This window comes from Moraxella sp., from assembly GCF_030525845.1.
Taxonomy (GTDB): Bacteria; Pseudomonadota; Gammaproteobacteria; order Pseudomonadales; family Moraxellaceae; genus Moraxella.
In genome coordinates this window covers 1-20,426 of the sequence record NZ_JAUNDY010000010.1, presented here as the reverse complement: position 1 = coordinate 20,426, position 20,426 = coordinate 1, and the positions used below count along the sequence as shown (strand labels likewise).

At 43.9% G+C, this 20,426-nt stretch carries 23 protein-coding genes; 19 read left to right on the top strand and 4 right to left on the bottom strand.

The window, feature by feature from the left end; translation table 11 throughout:
* Nucleotides 1-78: 78 nt before the first annotated feature.
* The 8 genes from Q4B79_RS05395 to lptB all read left to right on the top strand — a co-directional run bounded on the left by Q4B79_RS05395 (nt 79) and on the right by lptB (nt 6,539).
* A complete protein-coding gene (locus Q4B79_RS05395) occupies nt 79-915 on the top strand; it encodes a pyruvate, water dikinase regulatory protein (protein WP_303085433.1) in 837 nt (278 codons plus the stop codon).
* A gap of 17 nt (nt 916-932) precedes the next feature.
* Nucleotides 933-1,292 carry a DUF4377 domain-containing protein gene (locus tag Q4B79_RS05390; protein ID WP_303085408.1) on the top strand — a complete coding sequence of 120 codons (360 nt, stop codon included), beginning with the start codon at nt 933-935 and terminating at the stop codon, nt 1,290-1,292.
* A 35-nt stretch (nt 1,293-1,327) separates the two neighbouring features.
* Complete coding sequence (gene sthA, locus Q4B79_RS05385) at nt 1,328-2,890, top strand: Si-specific NAD(P)(+) transhydrogenase (RefSeq protein WP_303085407.1); 1,563 nt, start codon at nt 1,328-1,330, stop codon at nt 2,888-2,890.
* A gap of 156 nt (nt 2,891-3,046) precedes the next feature.
* A complete protein-coding gene (locus tag Q4B79_RS05380; protein ID WP_303085406.1) occupies nt 3,047-4,039 on the top strand; it encodes an SIS domain-containing protein in 993 nt (330 codons plus the stop codon).
* Between the two features lie 9 nt (nt 4,040-4,048).
* Nucleotides 4,049-4,570, top strand: a complete 522-nt coding sequence (locus Q4B79_RS05375; RefSeq protein ID WP_303085405.1) for an HAD family hydrolase — start codon at nt 4,049-4,051, stop codon at nt 4,568-4,570.
* A 12-nt stretch (nt 4,571-4,582) separates the two neighbouring features.
* Nucleotides 4,583-5,158, top strand: coding sequence for an LPS export ABC transporter periplasmic protein LptC (gene lptC, locus Q4B79_RS05370; RefSeq protein WP_303085404.1), 576 nt, complete (start codon nt 4,583-4,585; stop codon nt 5,156-5,158).
* A gap of 119 nt (nt 5,159-5,277) precedes the next feature.
* Nucleotides 5,278-5,817, top strand: a complete 540-nt coding sequence (lptA, locus tag Q4B79_RS05365) for a lipopolysaccharide transport periplasmic protein LptA (RefSeq protein WP_303085432.1) — start codon at nt 5,278-5,280, stop codon at nt 5,815-5,817.
* Nucleotides 5,814-6,539: an LPS export ABC transporter ATP-binding protein gene (gene lptB, locus Q4B79_RS05360; RefSeq protein ID WP_303085403.1), complete on the top strand. Its 726-nt coding sequence runs from the start codon at nt 5,814-5,816 to the stop codon at nt 6,537-6,539. Before lptA ends, lptB begins: the two co-directional genes overlap by 4 nt.
* Before the next feature lie 50 nt (nt 6,540-6,589).
* Here lptB and Q4B79_RS05355 read toward each other — a convergent pair whose 3' ends face one another.
* The 3 genes from Q4B79_RS05355 to Q4B79_RS05345 form a co-directional block, all read right to left on the bottom strand.
* A complete protein-coding gene (locus tag Q4B79_RS05355) occupies nt 6,590-7,162 on the bottom strand; it encodes a YceI family protein (RefSeq protein ID WP_303085402.1) in 573 nt (190 codons plus the stop codon).
* A gap of 115 nt (nt 7,163-7,277) precedes the next feature.
* The gene (locus Q4B79_RS05350) at nt 7,278-8,195 is read right to left on the bottom strand and encodes an RsiV family protein (RefSeq protein WP_303085401.1); all 918 of its coding nucleotides are present in this window, start codon (nt 8,193-8,195) and stop codon (nt 7,278-7,280) included.
* 136 nt (nt 8,196-8,331) lie between these two features.
* Nucleotides 8,332-8,544 carry a cold-shock protein gene (locus Q4B79_RS05345; RefSeq protein ID WP_303085400.1) on the bottom strand — a complete coding sequence of 71 codons (213 nt, stop codon included), beginning with the start codon at nt 8,542-8,544 and terminating at the stop codon, nt 8,332-8,334.
* A gap of 347 nt (nt 8,545-8,891) precedes the next feature.
* On the opposite strand from Q4B79_RS05345, the gene aroQ reads away from it, so the two are divergent.
* From aroQ to Q4B79_RS05300, 9 genes are all read left to right on the top strand, one after another.
* Complete coding sequence (gene aroQ, locus Q4B79_RS05340; RefSeq protein ID WP_303085399.1) at nt 8,892-9,377, top strand: type II 3-dehydroquinate dehydratase; 486 nt, start codon at nt 8,892-8,894, stop codon at nt 9,375-9,377.
* 1 nt (nt 9,378) lies between these two features.
* The gene (gene dnaQ, locus Q4B79_RS05335) at nt 9,379-10,854 is read left to right on the top strand and encodes a DNA polymerase III subunit epsilon (protein WP_303085398.1); all 1,476 of its coding nucleotides are present in this window, start codon (nt 9,379-9,381) and stop codon (nt 10,852-10,854) included.
* A gap of 204 nt (nt 10,855-11,058) precedes the next feature.
* The gene (locus Q4B79_RS05330) at nt 11,059-12,741 is read left to right on the top strand and encodes a hypothetical protein (protein WP_303085397.1); all 1,683 of its coding nucleotides are present in this window, start codon (nt 11,059-11,061) and stop codon (nt 12,739-12,741) included.
* A 9-nt stretch (nt 12,742-12,750) separates the two neighbouring features.
* The gene (gene nudC / locus Q4B79_RS05325) at nt 12,751-13,602 is read left to right on the top strand and encodes an NAD(+) diphosphatase (protein WP_303085396.1); all 852 of its coding nucleotides are present in this window, start codon (nt 12,751-12,753) and stop codon (nt 13,600-13,602) included.
* Nucleotides 13,603-13,669: 67 nt separating this feature from the next.
* Nucleotides 13,670-14,071, top strand: coding sequence for a hypothetical protein (locus tag Q4B79_RS05320; protein WP_303085395.1), 402 nt, complete (start codon nt 13,670-13,672; stop codon nt 14,069-14,071).
* Nucleotides 14,072-14,119: 48 nt separating this feature from the next.
* Nucleotides 14,120-15,298, top strand: a complete 1,179-nt coding sequence (locus Q4B79_RS05315; RefSeq protein ID WP_303085394.1) for a DEAD/DEAH box helicase — start codon at nt 14,120-14,122, stop codon at nt 15,296-15,298.
* The gene (gene hemW / locus Q4B79_RS05310; RefSeq protein WP_303085393.1) at nt 15,291-16,472 is read left to right on the top strand and encodes a radical SAM family heme chaperone HemW; all 1,182 of its coding nucleotides are present in this window, start codon (nt 15,291-15,293) and stop codon (nt 16,470-16,472) included. The genes Q4B79_RS05315 and hemW overlap by 8 nt, the downstream gene beginning before the upstream one ends.
* Before the next feature lie 15 nt (nt 16,473-16,487).
* Entirely contained in the window at nt 16,488-17,018 is a 531-nt protein-coding gene (locus Q4B79_RS05305; RefSeq protein ID WP_303085392.1) for a tRNA (cytidine(34)-2'-O)-methyltransferase, read from the top strand.
* Nucleotides 17,019-17,058: 40 nt separating this feature from the next.
* Complete coding sequence (locus Q4B79_RS05300) at nt 17,059-17,571, top strand: hypothetical protein (RefSeq protein WP_303085391.1); 513 nt, start codon at nt 17,059-17,061, stop codon at nt 17,569-17,571.
* Here the strand turns inward: Q4B79_RS05300 and Q4B79_RS05295 are convergent.
* The gene (locus tag Q4B79_RS05295) at nt 17,568-18,245 is read right to left on the bottom strand and encodes an alpha/beta hydrolase (RefSeq protein ID WP_303085390.1); all 678 of its coding nucleotides are present in this window, start codon (nt 18,243-18,245) and stop codon (nt 17,568-17,570) included. The two genes, Q4B79_RS05300 and Q4B79_RS05295, sit on opposite strands and share 4 nt — an antisense overlap.
* A gap of 185 nt (nt 18,246-18,430) precedes the next feature.
* Here Q4B79_RS05295 and Q4B79_RS05290 point away from each other — a divergent pair, with 185 nt between their 5' ends.
* Nucleotides 18,431-19,327: a neutral zinc metallopeptidase gene (locus tag Q4B79_RS05290; RefSeq protein ID WP_303085389.1), complete on the top strand. Its 897-nt coding sequence runs from the start codon at nt 18,431-18,433 to the stop codon at nt 19,325-19,327.
* 135 nt (nt 19,328-19,462) lie between these two features.
* The gene (locus Q4B79_RS05285) at nt 19,463-20,374 is read left to right on the top strand and encodes a lysine exporter LysO family protein (protein ID WP_303085388.1); all 912 of its coding nucleotides are present in this window, start codon (nt 19,463-19,465) and stop codon (nt 20,372-20,374) included.
* Nucleotides 20,375-20,426: the final 52 nt, after the last annotated feature.

Sequence of the window (20,426 nt, the reverse complement as noted above, 5' to 3'; positions counted from 1 at the left end):
TTTATGTGATGATGAAAACGATAAGGGATAGTCATGTACGTTCACAATCCATCGCCCACCGAGCAAGTACATTCTACCTTGCAGGGTAATTCTACCATGCTTCGCAGTGCGTTTTTTATCTCTGATGGTACCGCCATTACCGCTGAGACACTGGGACGCTCGTTGCTTAGTCAGTTTGGCAATGTCAAATTTGATATTAAAATCATTCCTTATGTTGATACCGATGAGCTGGCACGTGAGGCGGTTAAACGCATCAATGAAGCACATCAGGCATCAGGTTTAAAGCCACTAGTTTTTGATACCATCGTTAGTGATGAGATTCGCAATATCATCAATGAAGCGGACGCAACCAATCTGGATATCTATGAAGGGTTAATCGCACGCATTGCAGGCGAAATCGGCGAAGAGCCAAATCCTCATGCGGGCATGGCACATGGGCGTGTGGATAGTGATGATTATAAGGCTCGTATTGATGCGGTGCATTTTGCCTTAGATAATGACGATGGGGCGAGAACCACGCATTACGATGGGGCGGACATCATCTTGGTGGGGTTGTCTCGCTCTGGCAAGACGCCAACCAGTCTGTATTTGGCATTGCAATTTGGCATTCGAGCGGCGAATTATCCATTGACCGAAGATGACTTGGATAGTAGCAACCTTCCGAAGGCATTACAACCGTATCGTCATAAGTTGTTTGGGCTTACCATCGATACCGAACGATTGGTACGCATTCGCCAAGAAAGAAAAGCGGGCAGTCGCTATGCTTCGCTCGCTCAATGTCAAGAAGAACAGCGAGCCATTCAAGCCATTTATACCGCCCAAAAAATCCCCAACCTTAACGTCTCTGAGATGAGTATTGAGGAAATTGCCACTCGTATTTTGCAGATTACAGGGCTGGCACGGCGGATTGGTTAGTTAAATTGTGAGAGAGTATGAAAATTTTAAGAATATTGCCTGTGGTGTTGGCGATGGGTCTTGTAGCTTGTCAAAGTACGCCTCCTAAGCCACAGCCACGTTATATTCCTGATGTGGCATTACAGCCAAGCGAGATATTGGAAGTGTTGCCTTATCGTGGTGCTTGCAATTCAGCAAGTCCGATGCAGTGTCTGCTTGTCAAAAAAGCAGGGGGAGCTGATGATGAAATTTTTGGGATTGGCTATAACGATATCCTAGGCTTTGAAGCAAAAGTTGGTGTATCTTACCAAATTAAAGTTCGCCAACAAATCGACCGAAATACAAATACTCCCACAGGATTTTGGCAATTAGAAGAGATATTAGTACAGCAAAAATAGGATGTCCTATTTATTGATAATAAGGTAAAATTGAAATGACTAAAACCACCGAAAAACCCGCCCAAAAAGCACCTGAGGTTGCGGCAGATGCACCAAGTGCCACAAAAGAAGCTGTGAAGCCTCACCACGATGAGCATGATACAAGCCATTTGCTCATCAGTCCACTAGATGGTCAGCGTATTGCCATCAATTCCCTAAAACGCAAATCAAGACACGGTTTTGAGTATGATGCGGTAGTACTCGGTGCTGGTCCTGCTGGCGAAGCGGCCGCCATGAAACTTGCCAAATCAGGTCTAAAAGTGGCGGTGATTGACCCCAGAGACCAAGTGGGGGGCAACTGTGCCCATGTGGGTACCATCCCTAGTAAGGCACTGCGTCAATCGGTATTTAACATCATTGCCATGCGTCGAGACCCACTATTTAGCTCATTTACGGATAATTTTCAAGTTCCTCTAAATAAAGTGCTAAGTAAAGCCAGACGTGTGATTACCAGTCAAGTAAACACCCATAAGCTATTTTATGAGCGTAACCGTGTGGAAATTATTCAAGGCTGGGGACGTTTTGTTGATAAAAACACGCTAGAAGTCGAGCAAGTGCATGGCGAAGGCGCAAAAACCGTTACCTTTGAAAAGGCTGTGATTGCGGTGGGTTCACGCCCTTATCGTCCAGATTCTTTGGATTTTGACCACCCTCGTGTCTTTGACTCGGATAAAATTTTGCAAATGGATTATGTGGCTCGAAAAATCATCATTTATGGGGCAGGCGTGATTGGTTGTGAATACGCCTCCATCTTTGCAGGGCTTGGCTATGTGGTGGATTTAATCAACGGCAAAGACCAGCTTTTAAGCTATCTGGATAATGAAATTTCAGATGCACTCTCCCATGACTTTCGTCAATTTGGCGTGCGTATTCGCAATAACGAAGAAATTGAACGTTTAGAAACATTTGACGATTGTGTGATTTTACACTTAAAGAGTGGTAAAAAAATCAAATCCGATGCGATTTTATGGTGCAATGGTCGTTCGGGCAACACAGATGGTCTAAATCTAGAAGCGGTGGGCTTGACAGCGACCAGTCGTGGACAGCTTGAGGTGGATAAGACTTACCGCACAAAAGCCGAGCATATTTATGCGGTGGGCGATGTGATTGGTTGGCCATCTTTGGCGTCAGCCGCCTATGATCAGGGGCGAAACGCCGCAGGATTTATGGTGGGGGATAAACACGCTGAATTTGTCAGTAGCGTACCCACAGGGATTTATACCATTCCTGAGATTTCAAGTATTGGGGCAACCGAAGAGGACTTGACCAGAGATAAAATTCCTTATGAAGTGGGTCAGGCATTCTTTAAGCATTTGGCACGTTCACAAATCATTGGCGAGCGTTCGGGTGTTCTAAAAATCCTATTTCATCGTGAAACTTTGGAAATTTTGGGTATTCACTGTTATGGCAACCACGCCTCAGAGATTATCCACATCGGTCAAGCGGTCATGAAGTGCGGTCATACACTTGAATATTTTGTGAATACCACTTTTAACTATCCTACGATGGCAGAGGCGTATCGTGTGGCGGCGTTAAATGGTCTAAACAGAATATTTTAATTAATCAAGGCATGCCACAAGGCATGCTTTTTTAATCGGTGCTTTGATTATATTCTTTTGGGATTATCCAAGGGTGTGTTTTTCACAAAAATCAAAGTAAAAATCCGCCAAATATGATATGATAACAATTTAATTTGTGATTGATGTGATTTGACCATGCCATACCATGTCTCAAAAACCCCCAATGCTGATATTGATTTTATTGCGATGGGGTTAGAAGCCGTTTGCACCGAACAAGAAGCATTGGAATTATTAAAGTGTGAGATTGATGAGAGATTTACGCAAGCGTGTCGCACCATTTTGGCGTGTCAGGGGCGTGTGGTGGTTACAGGCATGGGTAAAAGCGGACACATCGGTCGTAAGATTTCGGCGACTTTTGCCAGTACGGGTACGCCATCGTTTTTTATGCACCCCGGCGAGGCAGGGCATGGCGATTTGGGTATGCTGGTATCGGGCGATGTCTTGATTGCCATCTCAAACTCTGGGGAGTCTGATGAGATTCGCATGCTTATCCCTGTGGTAAAACAGCTTGGCATTCCGCTCATCAGTATTAGTCGTGACAGACGAGGATTTTTGCCAAAATCCGCTGACATCGCCTTGACGTTGGGTAATTTTGAGGAGGCTTGTCCTTTGGGGCTTGCACCCACATCGAGCACGACAGCGACATTAGCATTAGGAGATGCATTGGCGGTGGCGTTGGTGCATGCACGGGGATTTAGTAGTAATGATTTTGCTTTATCTCACCCAGCAGGAGCGTTAGGGCGTAAGTTATTGACACGCGTCAAAGATGTCATGCACACCGAAAATCTGCCGATAGTTAGGGTGGATACCAGCCTAAATGATGCCCTGCTAGTCATGACAGGTGGGCGGTTGGGTCTTGCGGTGGTGGTTGATGGCAAGGATAAAGTGGTGGGGATTTTTACCGATGGGGATTTACGCCGTAAGCTGGCAGATGAAGTAAAACTAACCATCCAAATGAGTGAGTTGATGACCAAAAGTCCTAAGCACACCACCGCTGATATGCGGGCTTCTGATGCTTTGACGCTTATGAATGAAAAGTCCATTAGTCAGCTGTTGGTGCTAGATGATTGTAATAAGTTAGCAGGGATTATCAGCATTCATGATGTACTAAAAGCAGGGGTAAAGTAGGAGATGGCGATGAATTTAACCCAAAAACTACAAGGCATTAAACTCTTTGTGATGGACGTTGATGGTATCTTATCCGATGGACAAATCATCTACGGTTCTGATGGCGTGGAGGTTAAGGCGTTTTATGTGCAAGATGGTGTGGGCTTAAAGGCGGTCAAGGAGATTTTGGGTGTGTCTTTGGCAATCATTACAGGCAGAAGCTCTCCGATGGTACAGAGACGTGCCAAAGAGCTTGGGGTTGAGTATGTGGTTCAAGGTCGAGACGATAAATTGACAGCATTGTCCGATTTGGCAAATGAGCTCAACTTGACTCTTGATGAGTGTATGTACATGGGCGATGATTTGCCTGATTTAAAAGCGGTGCGTGAGGCTGGTGTGGGCGTGTGTGTGCCAAATGGCTGTGTCGAAACACAAAATGTAGCGGACATAATTACCACAAGATATGGTGGTCATGGTGCGGTGCGTGAGGTTTGCGAGCTTTTATTGAAAAGCAAAGGTGGTTATGAAAAGTTCATCGCACAATTTTCATAAGATAATGACTTTATGAATACAAAAGTTTTAAGCGTATTGGGCGTGATGATGCTCATGGTTGGTGTATGGTTTTTTTATAAAGAAAATGTCAAGATTGAACCTGCCATACCAACTGCTCCTACGGCTTCTTATGAAGTAAAAGACATTAGGGCGGTACAGACCAATCCTGACACAGGGGAGGTTGAATACATGCTGACGGCGGACGGACTGACCAAAAATGAGCTGGGTGTAGATGAGATGACTAACATCAAGATGGAGTGGACACCACCTAATGGCGAGACTTATCATCTAAGCTCATCTTTGGCACAGCTGGCGGAGCAATCTGGGGATTTGGTACTAAAAGAGGGTTTTAGCTTGACAAGAAAGGGCGATGAGAGCAAGCCTGACATGCTCATTCAAGGCAAACTACTGACAGGAAACACCAAAACTCGTCAGCTACGCAGCCCAGAATCAGTTGTCGTTGTGCAGGGCGAGGATAGTTTTGTGGCACAGGGATTTGTGGCGGATTTGCAGACGGGCGAGTATGAATTTCATCGTGTTCAAGTGCAGTTTGCTCCGCCAGTACGTCAAGATAAACCACTGTTTTAATTAGCTTTTTATTTGTCGGGGTTTTAAAGTAAAACTGCCTGATGACCACAATAAAACACCGCCCAACCATTGGGGTTTGTCAGAGTGGTTTGGTGCGTGGCTAATAAATTTAAAATTCAATCACGGATAATTTTATGAAAATCTCTCATGTCTTTGTATCTTGTGTGTGCGTGGCGGTAGGTGCTGTGGCGTTGCCTGCACACGCCCTGCTATCAGATGCCTCGCAACCCATTCGCTTGCTTGCTGATAAAGCAACATATAGTGAGCGTACAGGTGTTACCACGTATTCTGGTAATGTCATCATTGAGCAAGGCACGCTGAAAATCACGGCTGATAACATCACGCTAAATCTTGATGAAAAACGCAGTATTCGTACGGCACTTGCCACAGGTCGCCCTGCCACCATGCAACAGATTGTAACCCAAGAAAAGGGGCTGGCAAAGGGTCAAGCAAATAAGATTGATTATAATGCTGTAACAGGGATTATTACGCTAACGGGTAATGCTAAACTCACACAAGCAGGGGCAAGTTTTGCGGGCAACACCATTCGCTACAGCCTAAAATTGGGCGATGTTGAGGCGAGTGCTGGTGGAGGTCAGCGTGTCGAGTTGGTGTTCCCACCCAGCGACTCAAACAGCCAAACAGGGATTCGTCCATGACGGTATTATCAATGAGTCATTTGGGTAAACGCTATGGACAGCGTTGGGTGGTTAAAGATGTCTCTTTTGAAATTCATGAAGGGCAAGTGGTGGGTATTCTTGGTCCAAATGGTGCTGGCAAAACCACCAGCTTTTATATGGTGGTGGGGTTGGTCGCCATGGATAAAGGTCAGGTCATGCTCGGCGATGTGGATTTATCCAAAAAAGCCATGCATGAGAGAGCCAAAGCAGGCATTGGATATTTGCCCCAAGAAGCTTCTATTTTTCGCAAATTAACCATCGAACAAAATATCCTAGCTATTCTACAAACTCGAAAGGACCTAACCAAAACCGAACAGCTTGCCGAATTAGAAAAACTCATGGGTGAGTTTCATTTGGAGCATGTCCGTCATTCTTTGGGTATGAGTGTCTCAGGCGGCGAACGTCGTCGTTGTGAGATTGCACGAGCCTTAGCCAGTAACCCAAAATTCATCTTGCTTGATGAGCCTTTTGCAGGGGTTGACCCCATTTCGGTAGGGGATATCAAAGACGTGATTACCGCTTTGAAGATGCGTGGTATTGGTGTGCTTATCACAGACCACAATGTGCGTGAAACCCTCTCTATTTGTGAAAAAGCGTACATTGTTTCGGAGGGTACTATCATTGCTCAGGGTTCGCCACAGGATATTTTGCAAAATGAGCTGGTGCAAACGGTGTATTTGGGTCGAGATTTTGTGGTGTAATCAAAATACCCCAGTCATTTGTGATCGGGGTATTTGATATGACGGAGCAATCAGTCTTTTTTGGCGGCTTCTATTTGAATGTCAATGCGTACGTTTTTGCTGACACCCACATCTACCAGATAGTCCATGCCCCATTTGGTGCGGTCAATGGTGGTACTAAAATCGCCACCGCAGACTTCTGTTTTTAGCATTGGGCTGTCATAGCAGTTGAATTTGTTGGCTTTTAGGCGGACAGGGTGGGTCTGTCCAAGTAGGGTTAGGTTGCCTTCTACTGCGATGAGTTTACGCATTTTACCCTTGCCGATGACATGAAACTTGGTGGACTTAAAGCTCATGTTTGGGTATTTTTCGGCGTGGAATAGGTCGGCTGATTTTAGGTGGTCAGTAAAATGCTCAGAGCCTGTTTGTAGGCTTGTGATGGGAATGGTAACATCAAGACTGCCTGTGTAGCTGTCTTTATCAAAGCTGACTTGACCTGTCAAATTATAAAAGCCACCCACGTTGGTGCTGGTGTTAAAATGGTCAATGGCAAAACGTGCATTGGCATGATAAGGATCAATCTCATAAGTGGCGGCGTGAGCAGTACCACATGCCACTAAGGCAATAAGAGCGAGTTTTTTCATAAAATCTCCGAAAAACAACCTAATATTCTACTGTATGCATTATATCACACTGTCAAGACAGATAAGTCATTAATTACATAACTTTACAAAGCCAAGCCAGCTAAATTAGACTGCGTTAAGTTTTGGGTTGTTTGGGGGTTGATGTTGGCAGATATTGAGGCTTGATGAGGGCATGAAGTTCATCATCAAATGGCAGGGTCAGTTCAACAAAACCTTGCTCGACCTTTGCAAGTTCATTAGGCTGATAAGTAAGCACCAACCCTTTATCACTTAAATAAAAATTTTTGGATAAGAAAAATTGCCAATCTTGTTCGTATTTCTTGATTTCTTTTTGGGATTTTAGGTTAAGAGTTTCTTTGAGGTATTTTTTAAAATGACGATGAGCCAATTCATAAAATTCGTTTTCTTTATTAATGATAATAATGTCATATAAAGAAATTTGACTTTGTAAATCCATGTCAAAAATCAAATACTGACGATGTGGTCTAATACGCACGGCATGAGTATCGTAGGCAGAATCAATAACAACCTGTGCCACTTGATTAAAGCTAGGTAGCATTTTTGGAGATATATCCCAATGTTTGATTTGGGGTTTGGTTTTGGTTTGGGTGTATTTGATGATAGCATTATCAAGGGTTTGTTTGAATTTAATGAGTTTATGGCTATCATCATTTGTGATGGTTTTATTAATAATCTGCTCTATCCATTTGGGTTCAACTTGGGTTAGCTCAATGCCAATCTTGGCACAAAAATCCATCATTTGGTGGGTGCCATCATCAGATGATGGATTTTGAGCATGGCAATAGTCATTTAACTCATCAGGCATTTGATAGGTATAAGCATGGGTGTGAAATTTAATTTCTGCAACGCTCAATTCTTTATGTGTTGGCGAGAGTTTTTCATCAAGTGCTACCACGTCTATTTTTGTGGAAATGGGTTTTTGTTTTATTTGCGTCTCTTCCAAAACAGATTGATTTTCTTGATGACAAGCAGTTAATAGGGGTAATAATAACAATACGTAGCGTTTTTTCATGTGATTTTCCTATTTTAGTCATTAAAAAACTTATTTAAGTGTGGTTATTGTAAATTAATAAAGATGATGTTTGACATAAACTGGTCAAAAAAATAACCCATTTTAAAATGAGTTATTTTAATGTCAAATCAAGAGATTACACCAATCTCTTAACCTCTTCTGCTTGCAATCCCTTATCGCTTTGGGTAACGACAAATTCCACCATCTCGCCATCTCTTAGTGAGCGATAGCCATCACCAATGATGGAACGAAAATGCACAAACACGTCCTCGCCACTGGCACGTTGGATAAACCCAAAGCCTTTGGCGTTATTGAACCATTTAACCTGACCTTGTTCACGAACAGACATAACATATCCTTTAAAGCTGACATTGCACCATCGTGCAACGCATAGATTAACAACAAGCAAGCTGATGAAAATTCATCAGGCTTACCGTGCAGTATAACATGTTTTTTAACATGTGTAAACGAATGTAATCGCCCATGTTGTTTGTTGGGTTGTTTTGGGGTGTAAGCGGTGACTAAAAGATGATAAGGGCGTGCTGGCATTTTAAATCGTTAGCATATCATTTAGAAAGAATACAAATGTTCTAAAATACCCATGCAAGACCAAATTAAAACTGACACGAATACAAAAAATCATCAAATAGCCCCTTAATTTTGTTATAATAGAAGTTTTAATGATGGATCTATCTCATGACACATCAAAGTACATTAAATCGCAAATTATTGCTTATTAATGGAGCGAATTTACATCTTTTGGGTAAGCGTGAGCCTCATATTTATGGCACGACCACGCTTGAAGATATAGTTCGTCGTTTATCGGATACCGCTCATCTGCATGGGGTGGAGTTGATTAGTATCCAATCCAATCACGAAGGGCAGATTGTGGATATTATTGGTGAGCTTGGAGTGCTTGCTGATGATGATAAAAAATTCGATGGGGTTATCATTAATCCTGCGGCTTTTACTCATACTTCGGTGGCGATTCGTGACGCTTTATCGGCAACAGATAAGCCTTTTATTGAGGTTCATTTATCAAATGTCCATGCTCGTGAACCTTTTCGCTCGCATTCTTACTTTTCTGATAAGGCAGTGGGTGTGATTTGTGGGCTTGGGGATATGGGCTACGACATGGCGTTGGCGTGGTTTTTAAGAAATTTATATCAAATCAAAGAGTAATATGACAAACAATATTATCGCCTATACCGATGGGGCGTGCAAGGGAAATGGTCAATCAGAGGTTAGTGCAGGTGGCTTTGGGGTGCATGTCATCTACCCCAATGGCGATGTGCTAGAAGTATGGGGTGGAGACCCTGATACTACCAATAACCGCATGGAATTGATGGCTGCCATCACTGCTTTGGAGCGTACGCCACCTGATGTCTCTATACAGATTTGGACGGATTCTGCTTATGTCCAACGAGGGGTTAGTGAGTGGCTGGCGGGCTGGAAAAAAAGAGGCTGGAAAAAATCCGACGGTAAGCCTGTGCTAAATCAGGATTTATGGATTCGCCTAGATGAGCTGGTGCAATCTCGTCAAATCGATTGGCAATGGGTAAAGGGTCATGCTGGACATGCTGGCAATGAGCGAGCAGACGCATTGGCGAATTTAGGGGTGGGAGAGTCTGGGGAGGCGTTTATATCCAAATCCCCTCTTGATGCCCCTGTTGACCCAAATCTTGCCAACTTTACATCAAATGATACGATGGATAATGCCACAGAAACGATGAATGACTTAGATGATTATTATTATGAGATGGCGAACATGGCTGATGATACCGAAGTTTTTGATGAGCATGATGTGAATCAAGTGTATTTGCAAGATAATGTCGATGCTACCGTTCCTGCCCCCAAAAAGAAAAAATCATCGTCATCTACTAAGCTTGTTCGTCATGACCATCAAAACCCTGATTATGATGGACGAACCGATGAGATTCGTGAACCGTTTTGGGCGGTGTTGCCTGACCCTGTTAATCAAAATCAGCCAGAGCGTCAGCTTATCATGGATACCGAAACCACAGGTTTTGACCCAAATACTGGCGATAGAGTGGTGGAGATTGGTATTGTGGAGATGGTAAAGCGTAAACCGACAGGCGTTCAGTTGCACGTTTATCTCAATCCCGATAAGGTCATGGACGATGATGTCATCAGCGTTCACGGCATTCATAACGAATTTTTGGTGGATAAGCCCAGATTTGCCGATGTCGCCCCCTATGTGTATGAGTTCATGAAAGGGGCGGAGATTATCGCTCATAATGCTCCTTTTGATATGAAATTTTTGAGTAGTGAATTTAATAAAGTGGGTTTGGGAGACTTTGCCGATGTGGTGCAAGTTACTGACTCATTGATGATTGCTCGAAAAATGTATCCAGGGCAAAAAAACACACTTGATGCTCTCTCTAAGCGTCTAGATGTCGGACAAGAGATTGACCGTTCGTATCATGGAGCTTTAAAGGACTCTCAAATTCTCTTGGAGGTCTATCTTGCCATGACCAGCGGTCAGGTGGCGATGGATATGGAGGAGGAGCAAATCGTCAGCGATGAGGGGGCAGGAGAGATTGTGTTTGAGGATTTGCGTGCTTTGGCAGGACAAATCATTTGCTCAAAAGACAACTGGTCTGCCGATGAAGAATGGCGTAAACAGGTGCTTGGGTAAGTGTTTGTTTGAGGTGATTTGGTGTGACCAAAAACACGCTGGCATAATGCACCAAATCACGATGCGGCAATTTTTATTATGATGGTAAAATTTTGATGGTTTATCAGATATTTGGTGGGTATTTTCATAATCTACTTGCTAATTTTTGCTAAACATGATTAAATGTACGGCTACTAATAGACTTATAAAATGAGTAGGGCTTTTATGACTCAATCAGCTAAAACTGCAACCAATTTTGACTTGTCATCACTTCATATTTTGCACAATGAAATCAATTCGGTGCTAAAAGATGCCGAGGTGCATTTGCGTGAGTTTTATGATGACCCTGACCAAGCACCACTGCTTTTGGACTCGGCAAATAACCTAACACAGCTCTCTGCTGTCTTTAAGCTTATCTCTTTTAATGGTGCCAGTTTGTTGGCAGAATATTTATCTAAGGCTTATACCACGCTTCACGCCAATGCAGATGGCGATGAAGACGAAAATGAAGTGCTGATGACGGACATCTCAGAGGCGGTCATGCTACTTGACCGTTATGTGGAATTTGTTTTGTTAAAAGAAACACCCGAACCTGCCTTGCTGTTGCCTATCATTAATAAACTAGGCGAGCATTTGGGGCAGCCTGCAATGGACGCAACCACCCTCAAACAAAACATCAATAGCGTCATCATCTCTGACCCTAAGGCAAATTATACTTCTTTGAATTCGTTATCACTAAACAGTCGAGCTCTCACTCAGGCGTATCGTGCGGGTCTGTCTGTGATATTGGAGTATGAAAATGCCCTCTCTGAGGCAGACCGCCAAAAGCTTGATGGCATGGCAAAGGCATGTGCATTGATTGCAGAACATTCTGATACCCTATTTTGGCAATCAGCAAAAACCATCACGCATAATGTAGCAAGTGAACTGCCATTGTCGCACGCCAAAAAACGTATTTTGGTGTATCTAGAACAGCAGTTCTCTGATTACCTACCCATCGAGGATCGCCGTTTTGCGGAAATGGTAAGTTTTGCTTGCAACAAAGATAAAGAATTTGCCATCTTAGCAAATCAAAAGTATGCCTTAAATAAAGTCAGCGATGCTAAATTTGGCGAAATGCAACGTTTCTTATTCGGTCCAAACCGTGAGATTATTGATACACTTAATGAGCTTATCCAAGAACAAATAGAAGAAATCAAACAAAAAGTAGATCAGTTCGTGCGTGCCATTAATGGTGTGGGCGAAATTGGTGAGTCAGTCAGCATTGGCGACATCTCTACCGAATTAGACATGCTGTCTAAAACCATGTTTTTGCTGGAATTAACTGACGCAAGCCAAGCCTTAACTGAGGCTTCGGCACAAGTTGCTGATTGGCAAAATCCAACGCTTGAAGAGCTAGATATGTTCCTAGATAAGCTATTGGTGGCAGAAAATGCCTCCATCTTCCTAGCAAAAAGCCATACACCTGGTGCGGTTAAGTTGCCACTACATAACCGTGAGATTTCTTTGCACCAACTAGATACTTCTTATGAGACGCTAGTCAAAGAAGCCAGAAGCAATCTTACCGCAGCGACGTTAGCACTCACAGATTATTTGGCGGATGAAAATCGTGATGCTTTGCACTTGCAAAATACTGCTGAAATGATTCGTCAGGTGGCAGGTGCGGCAGCGTTCTTACGTTTATCAGCAACGGCATCTCAGCTGTATCTGTTGGCACGTCGCTTGGATAATGGATTGCTTGATAAAATCAGAACTTCGCCTGACAGTGAGCTTGTCAGAATCAGTAACGCATGGGCTGATGTGTTGGTGTCGGCAGATTATGAATTTGAGAATTTTGAAGAAAATCGCCCAAGTAACGAGCAAAGCATTCTGATTAGCCAAAACAGCTTAAATCAGCTGGTTGCATAAGGCGCTGCTTTGAATCATAAAAATACGCCACCATCAAGTACACCTAAGATTTGGGTGTTAGATGGTGAGCGTGTTTTTTGTTTTCATGGTAAGCCCCATGCCTTTGATGGTAGTGCGTTGGATTGGTCGGTACTAGATGGACAGCTGGGTGTAGTTAGGCTTCATCATTTTGATGATGAGTATCATCACATTAGGGCGGTAGATAGGCGTTTGGTGGGAGAGCTGATTTGTGATGGGGGCGAGTTTGTTCCTTATCGTCATGCCATTACGTCCATGAGTTGGCAAGAGGCTCATGAAATTTCATCAGGCATTCAACTTCTGCTTTGGCAAAAGACTCATCAGTTTTGTGGCGTATGTGGGACAAGAACCTATGTCCATCATCATGAGCATGCCATGATTTGTCCTGCGTGCCAATTACGTTTTTATCCACAAATTCAGCCTTGCGTGATTGTTGCGATAACTCGTCTTTGTCCTCAAACAGGCAAAACACAAATCCTGCTCGCCAAACATCGTCGCCATCTTTCATCTGGTATGTATGGGCTGATTGCGGGTTTTATGGAGGCGGGCGAGAGTGTGGAGATGGCGATACATCGAGAAGTGATGGAGGAGACAGGTCTAAGAGTGGGCGGTCTTCGCTATATCCAAAGTCAAGCGTGGCCTTATCCCACCAATCTTATGTTGGGGTTTTTGGCACAGTATGAGTCAGGAGAAATCATGATAGATGAAAAGGAGCTTGTTCATGCTAGATTCTTTGATTGTGATGATTTACCTGCTATCCCTAAGAAGGGTACGATTGCTTTTTCTCTGATTTGTAAAGCACTACAAAAAGATGTGTCTGCACCAAAAGACTTACGCATTTAAAATGGTCTTGGCAACACAAACCAGCACAAGGCAACATAGATATGATATATTTTATTTTGGAATGATTATGCATAAACTACGTCAAAAAACATTTGTCCTGCTTGCTGTGCTAGGCATATCAGGTGTGGCACATTCGGCATTGGTGCTATCAGCTGATGAAGAAATTAGACAAGAAGAAATCGCAGGTATCTGCATGCTTGCCAGTAGTGGCGTGTATGAGATGGCGATTGACCGTCAAAATGGCGTGGACAAAGAAAAGGCCAAAAAAAATCTTGCCAAAGAACTCAAAAAAATCGAAAAAAATTTTAAGGATCAAGATTTGGTGGCGTTTATTGATGAGACTTGGAATAATGGACTAAGCGTCATCTACAAAATGCCTGTCTATGACGACCGAGAAGATAAAGAGAGCTTTATCAGTCAAGCGGTCAATGCTTCCTTTTTGTCGTGCTTTAATGATTTGGATAACTGACTAATATTTCTTGCTCAATTTGATATCTAACACTCATAGGATTATCCCTTGACTCAGCAATTTACCAAATTTGACGACTTGCCATTATCAACCTCTGTTCAAAAAGCTGTTTTGGCACTGGGGTTCGGAGAGCTGACCCCCATTCAGGCACAGATTTTGCCACATACGCTGGCAGGTCAAGATGCCATCGGACAGGCACAAACAGGCACAGGAAAGACGGCAACCTTTTTAATTACCATCATTGAGCGTCTTTTAAGTTACCCTTTTGCACATGATGAGGTGCGGTATTTGGGCGAGCCACGAGCGTTGATTTTGGCACCGACACGAGAGCTGGCACAGCAGATTCACAGTGATTGTCGAGAGTTGATTCGGTTTAGTGATTTGCATGCCATCTGCATGACAGGCGGTGCAGACTATGACAAGCAAGAACGTGAACTTACTCGTCGTCCGCTTGATATTTTAATTGGTACACCTGGTCGGATCATTGATTGGGTGCAAAAAGGCGTGCTATTTTTAGATAGGGTGGAAGTGTTGGTGCTTGATGAGGCTGACAGAATGCTTGATATGGGCTTTATTCCTGATGTCAAACGCCTAATTCGCAAAATGCCACCCAACACTCATCGTCAAAGTCTGCTATTTTCGGCGACATTTAATGCCGATGTGATGAATTTGGCGTATCGTTGGCTATATCAACCGACTTTTGTGGAAATCGCCCCAGAAACTCGCACCAACCAAAACATCACACAAAAATTCTACTTACTGACCAATCGCCAAAAATTAACTGCCATTAAGCAAATTTTGGGGGATAAGGACGTTAAAAAAGTCATCATTTTTGCCAATCGCAAAGACCAAGTAAGACGCTTGTATGATAATCTGCATAAGCATTTTGAGCTGACCATGTTATCAGGCGATGTGGCACAAGCCAAAAGAGAGCGTTACCTAAAACGCTTTAAGGCGGGCGAGGTAAATATCCTTGTGGCGACAGATGTGGCAGGGCGTGGCATACATGTCGATGATGTTTCGCATGTCATTAATTACACCTTGCCAGAGATTCCAGATGATTATGTTCATCGCATTGGTCGAACAGGTAGGGCAGGGCAAACTGGCGTGTCTATCAGCTTAGTGGGTGAGGACGATGCCTTTAATCTACCCTTGATTGAAAAGCACTTGGGTGTGAAGTTTGACCTAGTACAATTTGACGAAAATAGCACATCGCCCAATGAATGAACATAATTTAGTGCTTGACCCCAAAAACATACCGTTGTCGTTGTATGTTCATATTCCGTGGTGTGTCAAAAAATGCGATTACTGTGATTTTAATTCACATACCCTGCCTACTCACGTCCCCTTTGCCGAGTATGTAAAGGCACTACTTGCTGATGCTAAGTCTCAGGTGGGTTTTGTGCAAGGCAGGGCTATTCAAAGTATTTTTATCGGTGGGGGAACGCCATCACTACTGCCTGTGCATGAGTATCGTGTGCTGTTTGCAGGACTGCGTGATATTTTTGAGTTTGTTTCTGATATTGAGATTACCATAGAGGCCAATCCTGGTACGCTAGAACATGCCCCCTTTGATGAATATTTATCGCTTGGTATCAACCGTTTATCGCTGGGTGTGCAGTCATTTGACAATCAAGCACTATCACGACTTGGTAGGGTGCATGGTACTGATGAGGCAATGAATGCTATTTGTCATGCCAAAAGTGCTGGGTTTGAGCGTATCAATGTCGACCTAATGCATGGACTACCCATGCAGACCCATCAGATGGCAAGACGTGATATTGAGACGGCATTGTCTTTGGGGGCTAGTCATATTTCGTGGTATCAGCTAACCATCGAGCCAAATACGGCATTTTATCGCAGTCCGCCTGATTTACCCAGCGAAGATGAACTTGAAAAAATCGAACATGTGGGGCGTGAATGCTTGATACAGGCAGGCTTTACCAATTATGAAGTGTCGGCATGGGTGGGAGCAGATGATAAGCCATGTCGCCATAACATGAATTATTGGCAGTTTGGCGACTATTTGGCAATCGGTGCGGGCGGACATGGCAAAATCACACTGCTCAATCACGATGAGCATGCTGATGGGGTGTATCGTTATGCCAAGTCACGCCTCCCCAAAGATTATTTATCTTATGACAAAACACCAAAGATGGTACAATTTCATCGGATTGCCGAAGAGGATTTGCCGTTTGAATTCATGATGAATGCACTACGTCTGGCAGATGGGGTAAGCACGACCACTTTTGAGGAGCGGACAGGATTGCTTGTTAGTACCATCGATAATGAGCTACTTCCTCTACAACATCAAGGGTTTATGGTATTTCGCCCTGATATTTTGGCACCGACTAAGATGGGGTTTCGTTATGTGAATCATCTGGTGCGTGCGTTTTTATAATTAGATTTTAGACCCATGAAGCAAATCCACATCGTTCTATATACCCCAAAAATTCCCAACAATACTGGCAATGCCATTCGTCTATGTGCCAATACTGGGGCGAAGTTACATCTTGTTAAGCCACTGGCGTTTGATTTGGACGACAAAAAATTAAAACGTGCAGGACTGGATTATCATGAATACGCTGACATGCAGGTTCATGAAAATTGGCAGGCGTGCCGTGCGTACTTGGCTGTGCAGGGGGTGAAGACCATCGTGGCGATGACCACCAAATTTAGCAAGCCGTTTTATGATTATGATTTTAATGCAGTAGACGGCTCGGTGGCACTGGTGTTTGGCTCGGAGACGGACGGTTTGCCTAGCGATGTGCGTGATGATATTGGAGCGGATAACTGGCTAAGACTTCCCATGCTTTTTGATTCTCGCAGTCTAAACCTGTCAAACAGTGTAGCAATTTGCCTATATGAGGTATGGCGACAGCTTGGTTTTGTGGGAGATGTGGGGGAGAGCGTTGGTTATCATCGTTTGTCTAGTCGCTCAGAATAATGCCTAGATTGTCATACCTGCCATCTGTATTGAGAAATTTATGTCATTAAAACAGCTGTCATTTATAAAAATATCTGCCCTTTTGTCGGTATCAATATTGTGTCTTGTTGTTGGTGCGTGTAGTCGTGCTACCAATACAAATGTTGATGAGGCCAATGTGGGGGATACGGCTCATTTTGAAGGGTGTTATACCATTGATAAAACAGCACTTGCTCAAATTAAGATTAGCCAGCAAGATGGTCGTTTTGTCATGCAAATGAAAGAGCCGAGCACGGCAAGCACGACATGGGACGCACCTGAAATGCTCGATGAGATAAGTGTGGATAAGGCGTGGGAGTATTTTGGGGTCAATGCTCTGTCGCTGGATAAGTCAGACATAGAACATGTGTTATCTCGTCAAGATGGCCTGATGGTGCTGGCTAAGGTCAAGAGTGCAAGCCATCACATCAATCCGCTTTTGGATAGTCCCTACGTGGTCTATATTTTTCGGGGAGCAAATACCATCTATCAAGTAGCGTGTGATGATACGCCACTTGATATTGTTGGTGGTTAGTTTTTGTTAAATAGATTATTTATCCACCCACCGATGTCTTTAATCTGCTGGATACATACTTGATGAGCCATGTCATACGTGTGAAATTCTGGGGTTAACCCCAAGCTGATGAGTTTTTCTTTGGCTTGCATGCCCAAGATGGACGGTACGACGTCATCAAAATTGCCATGATTGATATTGATGGAGATGGCGTGATTGGTGGGGATTTGGGTAATCTCTTGTGCGGTGGCAAGATAGGTGGAGAGTGCCAACAGCCCTGCCAGCGGACGAGTGTTGGTTAGGGCATTGTGATAAGCGATAGCACCACCTTGTGAAAACCCTGCGATGATGATGTTTTGGCTGGGAATGCCTTGTGCGATTTGGTCATCAATTAAGTCATTAATGCGTTCGCTTGATGCGTGGATTTGGTCGATGTCTACTTTGCGGTCGAGGTTCATCTCCAAGATGTCATACCATGCAGGCATGACATAGCCTCCATTGACAGTAACAGCAATGGACGGAGCGTGTGGAAAAATAAACCGCACCGCAAGCTCGTCAGATAGACCTAACTCTGGTACAATGGGTACAAAATCATGTCCATTTGCCCCCAAGCCATGCAGCCAAATGACGGCGTGGGTAATGGGCTTGTTTTTTGGATTGTGAATGACGGTCTCAAAAGGTAGCAGTGAATCCATATTAGCTCCGTATGGGTGTGTGATGTTGGTTTGGCTTATCATTATACATAACTTTTGGTGAGTGCTGACTGGTTTTTTGTCATTTTTATAAAAAATAGCTATTTTGGCTTATATTTTGCCAGCGGTAGGCTATGGTGCGTGATGGTCTTTGGTTTTGGATTTGTTAATTTTAGTGTGAGGTAATTATGCAATGGCGTGGTCGTAGACAAAGTACCAATGTAGAGGACCGCCGTGGTGGTGGCATGAAAAAAACGGGTGGTATTAGCATTGGTGGTATTATTTTGGCGTTGGTGCTGTGGAAGGTGTTTGGTATCAACCCTCAGACGACACTTGGAGTAACCCAGCAAATCCAAAGTACTCAGCAGCCCACATCTTCTACAAAGACGGCTGACCAAATTGAAAGTCATGATTTTGTCGCAACGGTGCTTGCCGATACCGAAGATGTGTGGACGCCGATTTTTGCCAAACTAGGCGGCACATATCAACCACCTAAGCTTGTCATGTTTACTCGTTCGGTGCAGTCTGCCTGTGGGTCGGCAACCTCTGCCAGCGGACCTTTTTATTGCCCTGCTGACCAAAAAATCTACCTAGATACACAATTTTTTGTGGACATGAAGCGACAAATGGGTATCAGTGGCGAAAAAGGCAACAGCACGCAACTATCTAGCAGGGAGCAAGCGGGGGACTTTGCACAAGCGTACGTCATCGCTCATGAGGTGGGGCATCATGTGCAGACTTTGCTTGGCATATCAAGTCAAGTTCGCAAGGCTCAGGCGGGTATCGACCAAGCCTCAGCCAATCGTCTATCGGTACGCCAAGAACTGCAAGCAGACTGCTTTGCAGGCATGTGGGCAAGAAAAAACCATGAGCGTACTGGCTTTTTGCAATCAGGAGATATTGAGGAAGCACTGGACGCTGCCGAAAAAATCGGTGATGACTATCTACAACACAAAGCACATGGTCATAGCGTACCTGATAGTTTCACGCATGGCACCAGTGAGCAACGCAAACGTTGGTTTTATCGAGGTTTTGAATCTGGGGATATCCAATCTTGTGATACTTTTGCTGTGAATAATATTTAAAATGCCATCAACCCCAAGTGGATATGCGATGATTTCTAAGATTGCTGAACTATTGCTCGGCAATCTCTTTTATTAATGTGCTGACACGACAAGCGAGAGATTTCGTTTGTGGTGTTTTTGTATTTTGGTGGGTCTATGCAAGGTCTTATCACGCTGTTTTTGATTCTCATGCCGATGTTTGTGGGATTTTTCTTGCCAAATAGCCAAAAATCCACCCATCTTGCAGAGCGTGGCTTGGGCTATTTGGTGTTTGTGATTTTGGCGGTCATTGGTTTGGAGCTGGGTTTGGTAGAAAACCTACACACACAGCTGACGAACATCGCCTTATATCTGGCGGTGCTGATGGTGCTAAACATTGGCTCTGGATTGGCGTTGCTGTGGGTCTTTGATGGATTATCGCCTTTTTCGTATCGTCCCAAAAACAGCACAGCGACCAAAACCCACGTCAGCATTCACGGCAGTCTTATTCAGATGACGTGTTTGGCGGTGGGTTTTGTGCTTGCGAAATTTTTGCCGTCAGCATATCATCCTCCCAAGATAACCATCACAATACTGCTGATGGTATTGCTATTTTTGGTGGGGATTTCACTTAGGGGGTCTGGGGTCAGCTTACGCCAAGCACTACTAAACCGCAGAGGTCTGCATATTAGTGTGATTTTTGTGGTGGCGACCCTGCTATCTGGGGTGGTGTTTGCACTACTGTTTGATGGCGTGTCAATCAGTCAGGGATTGGCATTGTCATCGGGTTTTGGTTGGTATTCTTTGTCTGGTACCATCATGACAGATGCCTATGGAGCGGTGTGGGGTAGCGTGGCATTGCTAAATGATTTGGGCAGGGAAATCTTGGCACTATTGTTTATTCCGTTTATCATGAAACATTCGCCATCGGCAGCGATAGGACTTGGCGGAGTTACCAGCCTTGATTTTACATTGCCGACGCTGACGCAGGCAGGGGGCGTATCCATCGTGCCGTTAGTGATTAGTTTTGGGTTTATTACCAATCTTATCTCGCCGATATTGATGGTGTTTTTTGTGAGTTTATCCTAGGGCGTGTTGAACTTTTGTATTTGCAATTAAAAATGAGATAAATCGCACGATT

What these genes read in the sequence shown, in the direction of transcription:
- Q4B79_RS05390 (WP_303085408.1), top strand. Translation starts at nt 933, where the DNA reads ATGAAAATTTTAAGAATATTGCCTGTGGTGTTGGCGATGGGTCTTGTA.
- sthA (WP_303085407.1), top strand. Translation starts at nt 1,328, where the DNA reads ATGACTAAAACCACCGAAAAACCCGCCCAAAAAGCACCTGAGGTTGCG.
- Q4B79_RS05380 (WP_303085406.1), top strand. Translation starts at nt 3,047, where the DNA reads ATGCCATACCATGTCTCAAAAACCCCCAATGCTGATATTGATTTTATT.
- Q4B79_RS05375 (WP_303085405.1), top strand. Translation starts at nt 4,049, where the DNA reads ATGAATTTAACCCAAAAACTACAAGGCATTAAACTCTTTGTGATGGAC.
- lptC (WP_303085404.1), top strand. Translation starts at nt 4,583, where the DNA reads ATGAATACAAAAGTTTTAAGCGTATTGGGCGTGATGATGCTCATGGTT.
- lptB (WP_303085403.1), top strand. Translation starts at nt 5,814, where the DNA reads ATGACGGTATTATCAATGAGTCATTTGGGTAAACGCTATGGACAGCGT.
- Q4B79_RS05355 (WP_303085402.1), bottom strand. Translation starts at nt 7,162, where the DNA reads ATGAAAAAACTCGCTCTTATTGCCTTAGTGGCATGTGGTACTGCTCAC.
- Q4B79_RS05350 (WP_303085401.1), bottom strand. Translation starts at nt 8,195, where the DNA reads ATGAAAAAACGCTACGTATTGTTATTATTACCCCTATTAACTGCTTGT.
- Q4B79_RS05345 (WP_303085400.1), bottom strand. Translation starts at nt 8,544, where the DNA reads ATGTCTGTTCGTGAACAAGGTCAGGTTAAATGGTTCAATAACGCCAAA.
- aroQ (WP_303085399.1), top strand. Translation starts at nt 8,892, where the DNA reads ATGACACATCAAAGTACATTAAATCGCAAATTATTGCTTATTAATGGA.
- dnaQ (WP_303085398.1), top strand. Translation starts at nt 9,379, where the DNA reads ATGACAAACAATATTATCGCCTATACCGATGGGGCGTGCAAGGGAAAT.
- Q4B79_RS05330 (WP_303085397.1), top strand. Translation starts at nt 11,059, where the DNA reads ATGACTCAATCAGCTAAAACTGCAACCAATTTTGACTTGTCATCACTT.
- Q4B79_RS05320 (WP_303085395.1), top strand. Translation starts at nt 13,670, where the DNA reads ATGCATAAACTACGTCAAAAAACATTTGTCCTGCTTGCTGTGCTAGGC.
- hemW (WP_303085393.1), top strand. Translation starts at nt 15,291, where the DNA reads ATGAATGAACATAATTTAGTGCTTGACCCCAAAAACATACCGTTGTCG.
- Q4B79_RS05305 (WP_303085392.1), top strand. Translation starts at nt 16,488, where the DNA reads ATGAAGCAAATCCACATCGTTCTATATACCCCAAAAATTCCCAACAAT.
- Q4B79_RS05300 (WP_303085391.1), top strand. Translation starts at nt 17,059, where the DNA reads ATGTCATTAAAACAGCTGTCATTTATAAAAATATCTGCCCTTTTGTCG.
- Q4B79_RS05295 (WP_303085390.1), bottom strand. Translation starts at nt 18,245, where the DNA reads ATGGATTCACTGCTACCTTTTGAGACCGTCATTCACAATCCAAAAAAC.
- Q4B79_RS05290 (WP_303085389.1), top strand. Translation starts at nt 18,431, where the DNA reads ATGCAATGGCGTGGTCGTAGACAAAGTACCAATGTAGAGGACCGCCGT.
- Q4B79_RS05285 (WP_303085388.1), top strand. Translation starts at nt 19,463, where the DNA reads ATGCAAGGTCTTATCACGCTGTTTTTGATTCTCATGCCGATGTTTGTG.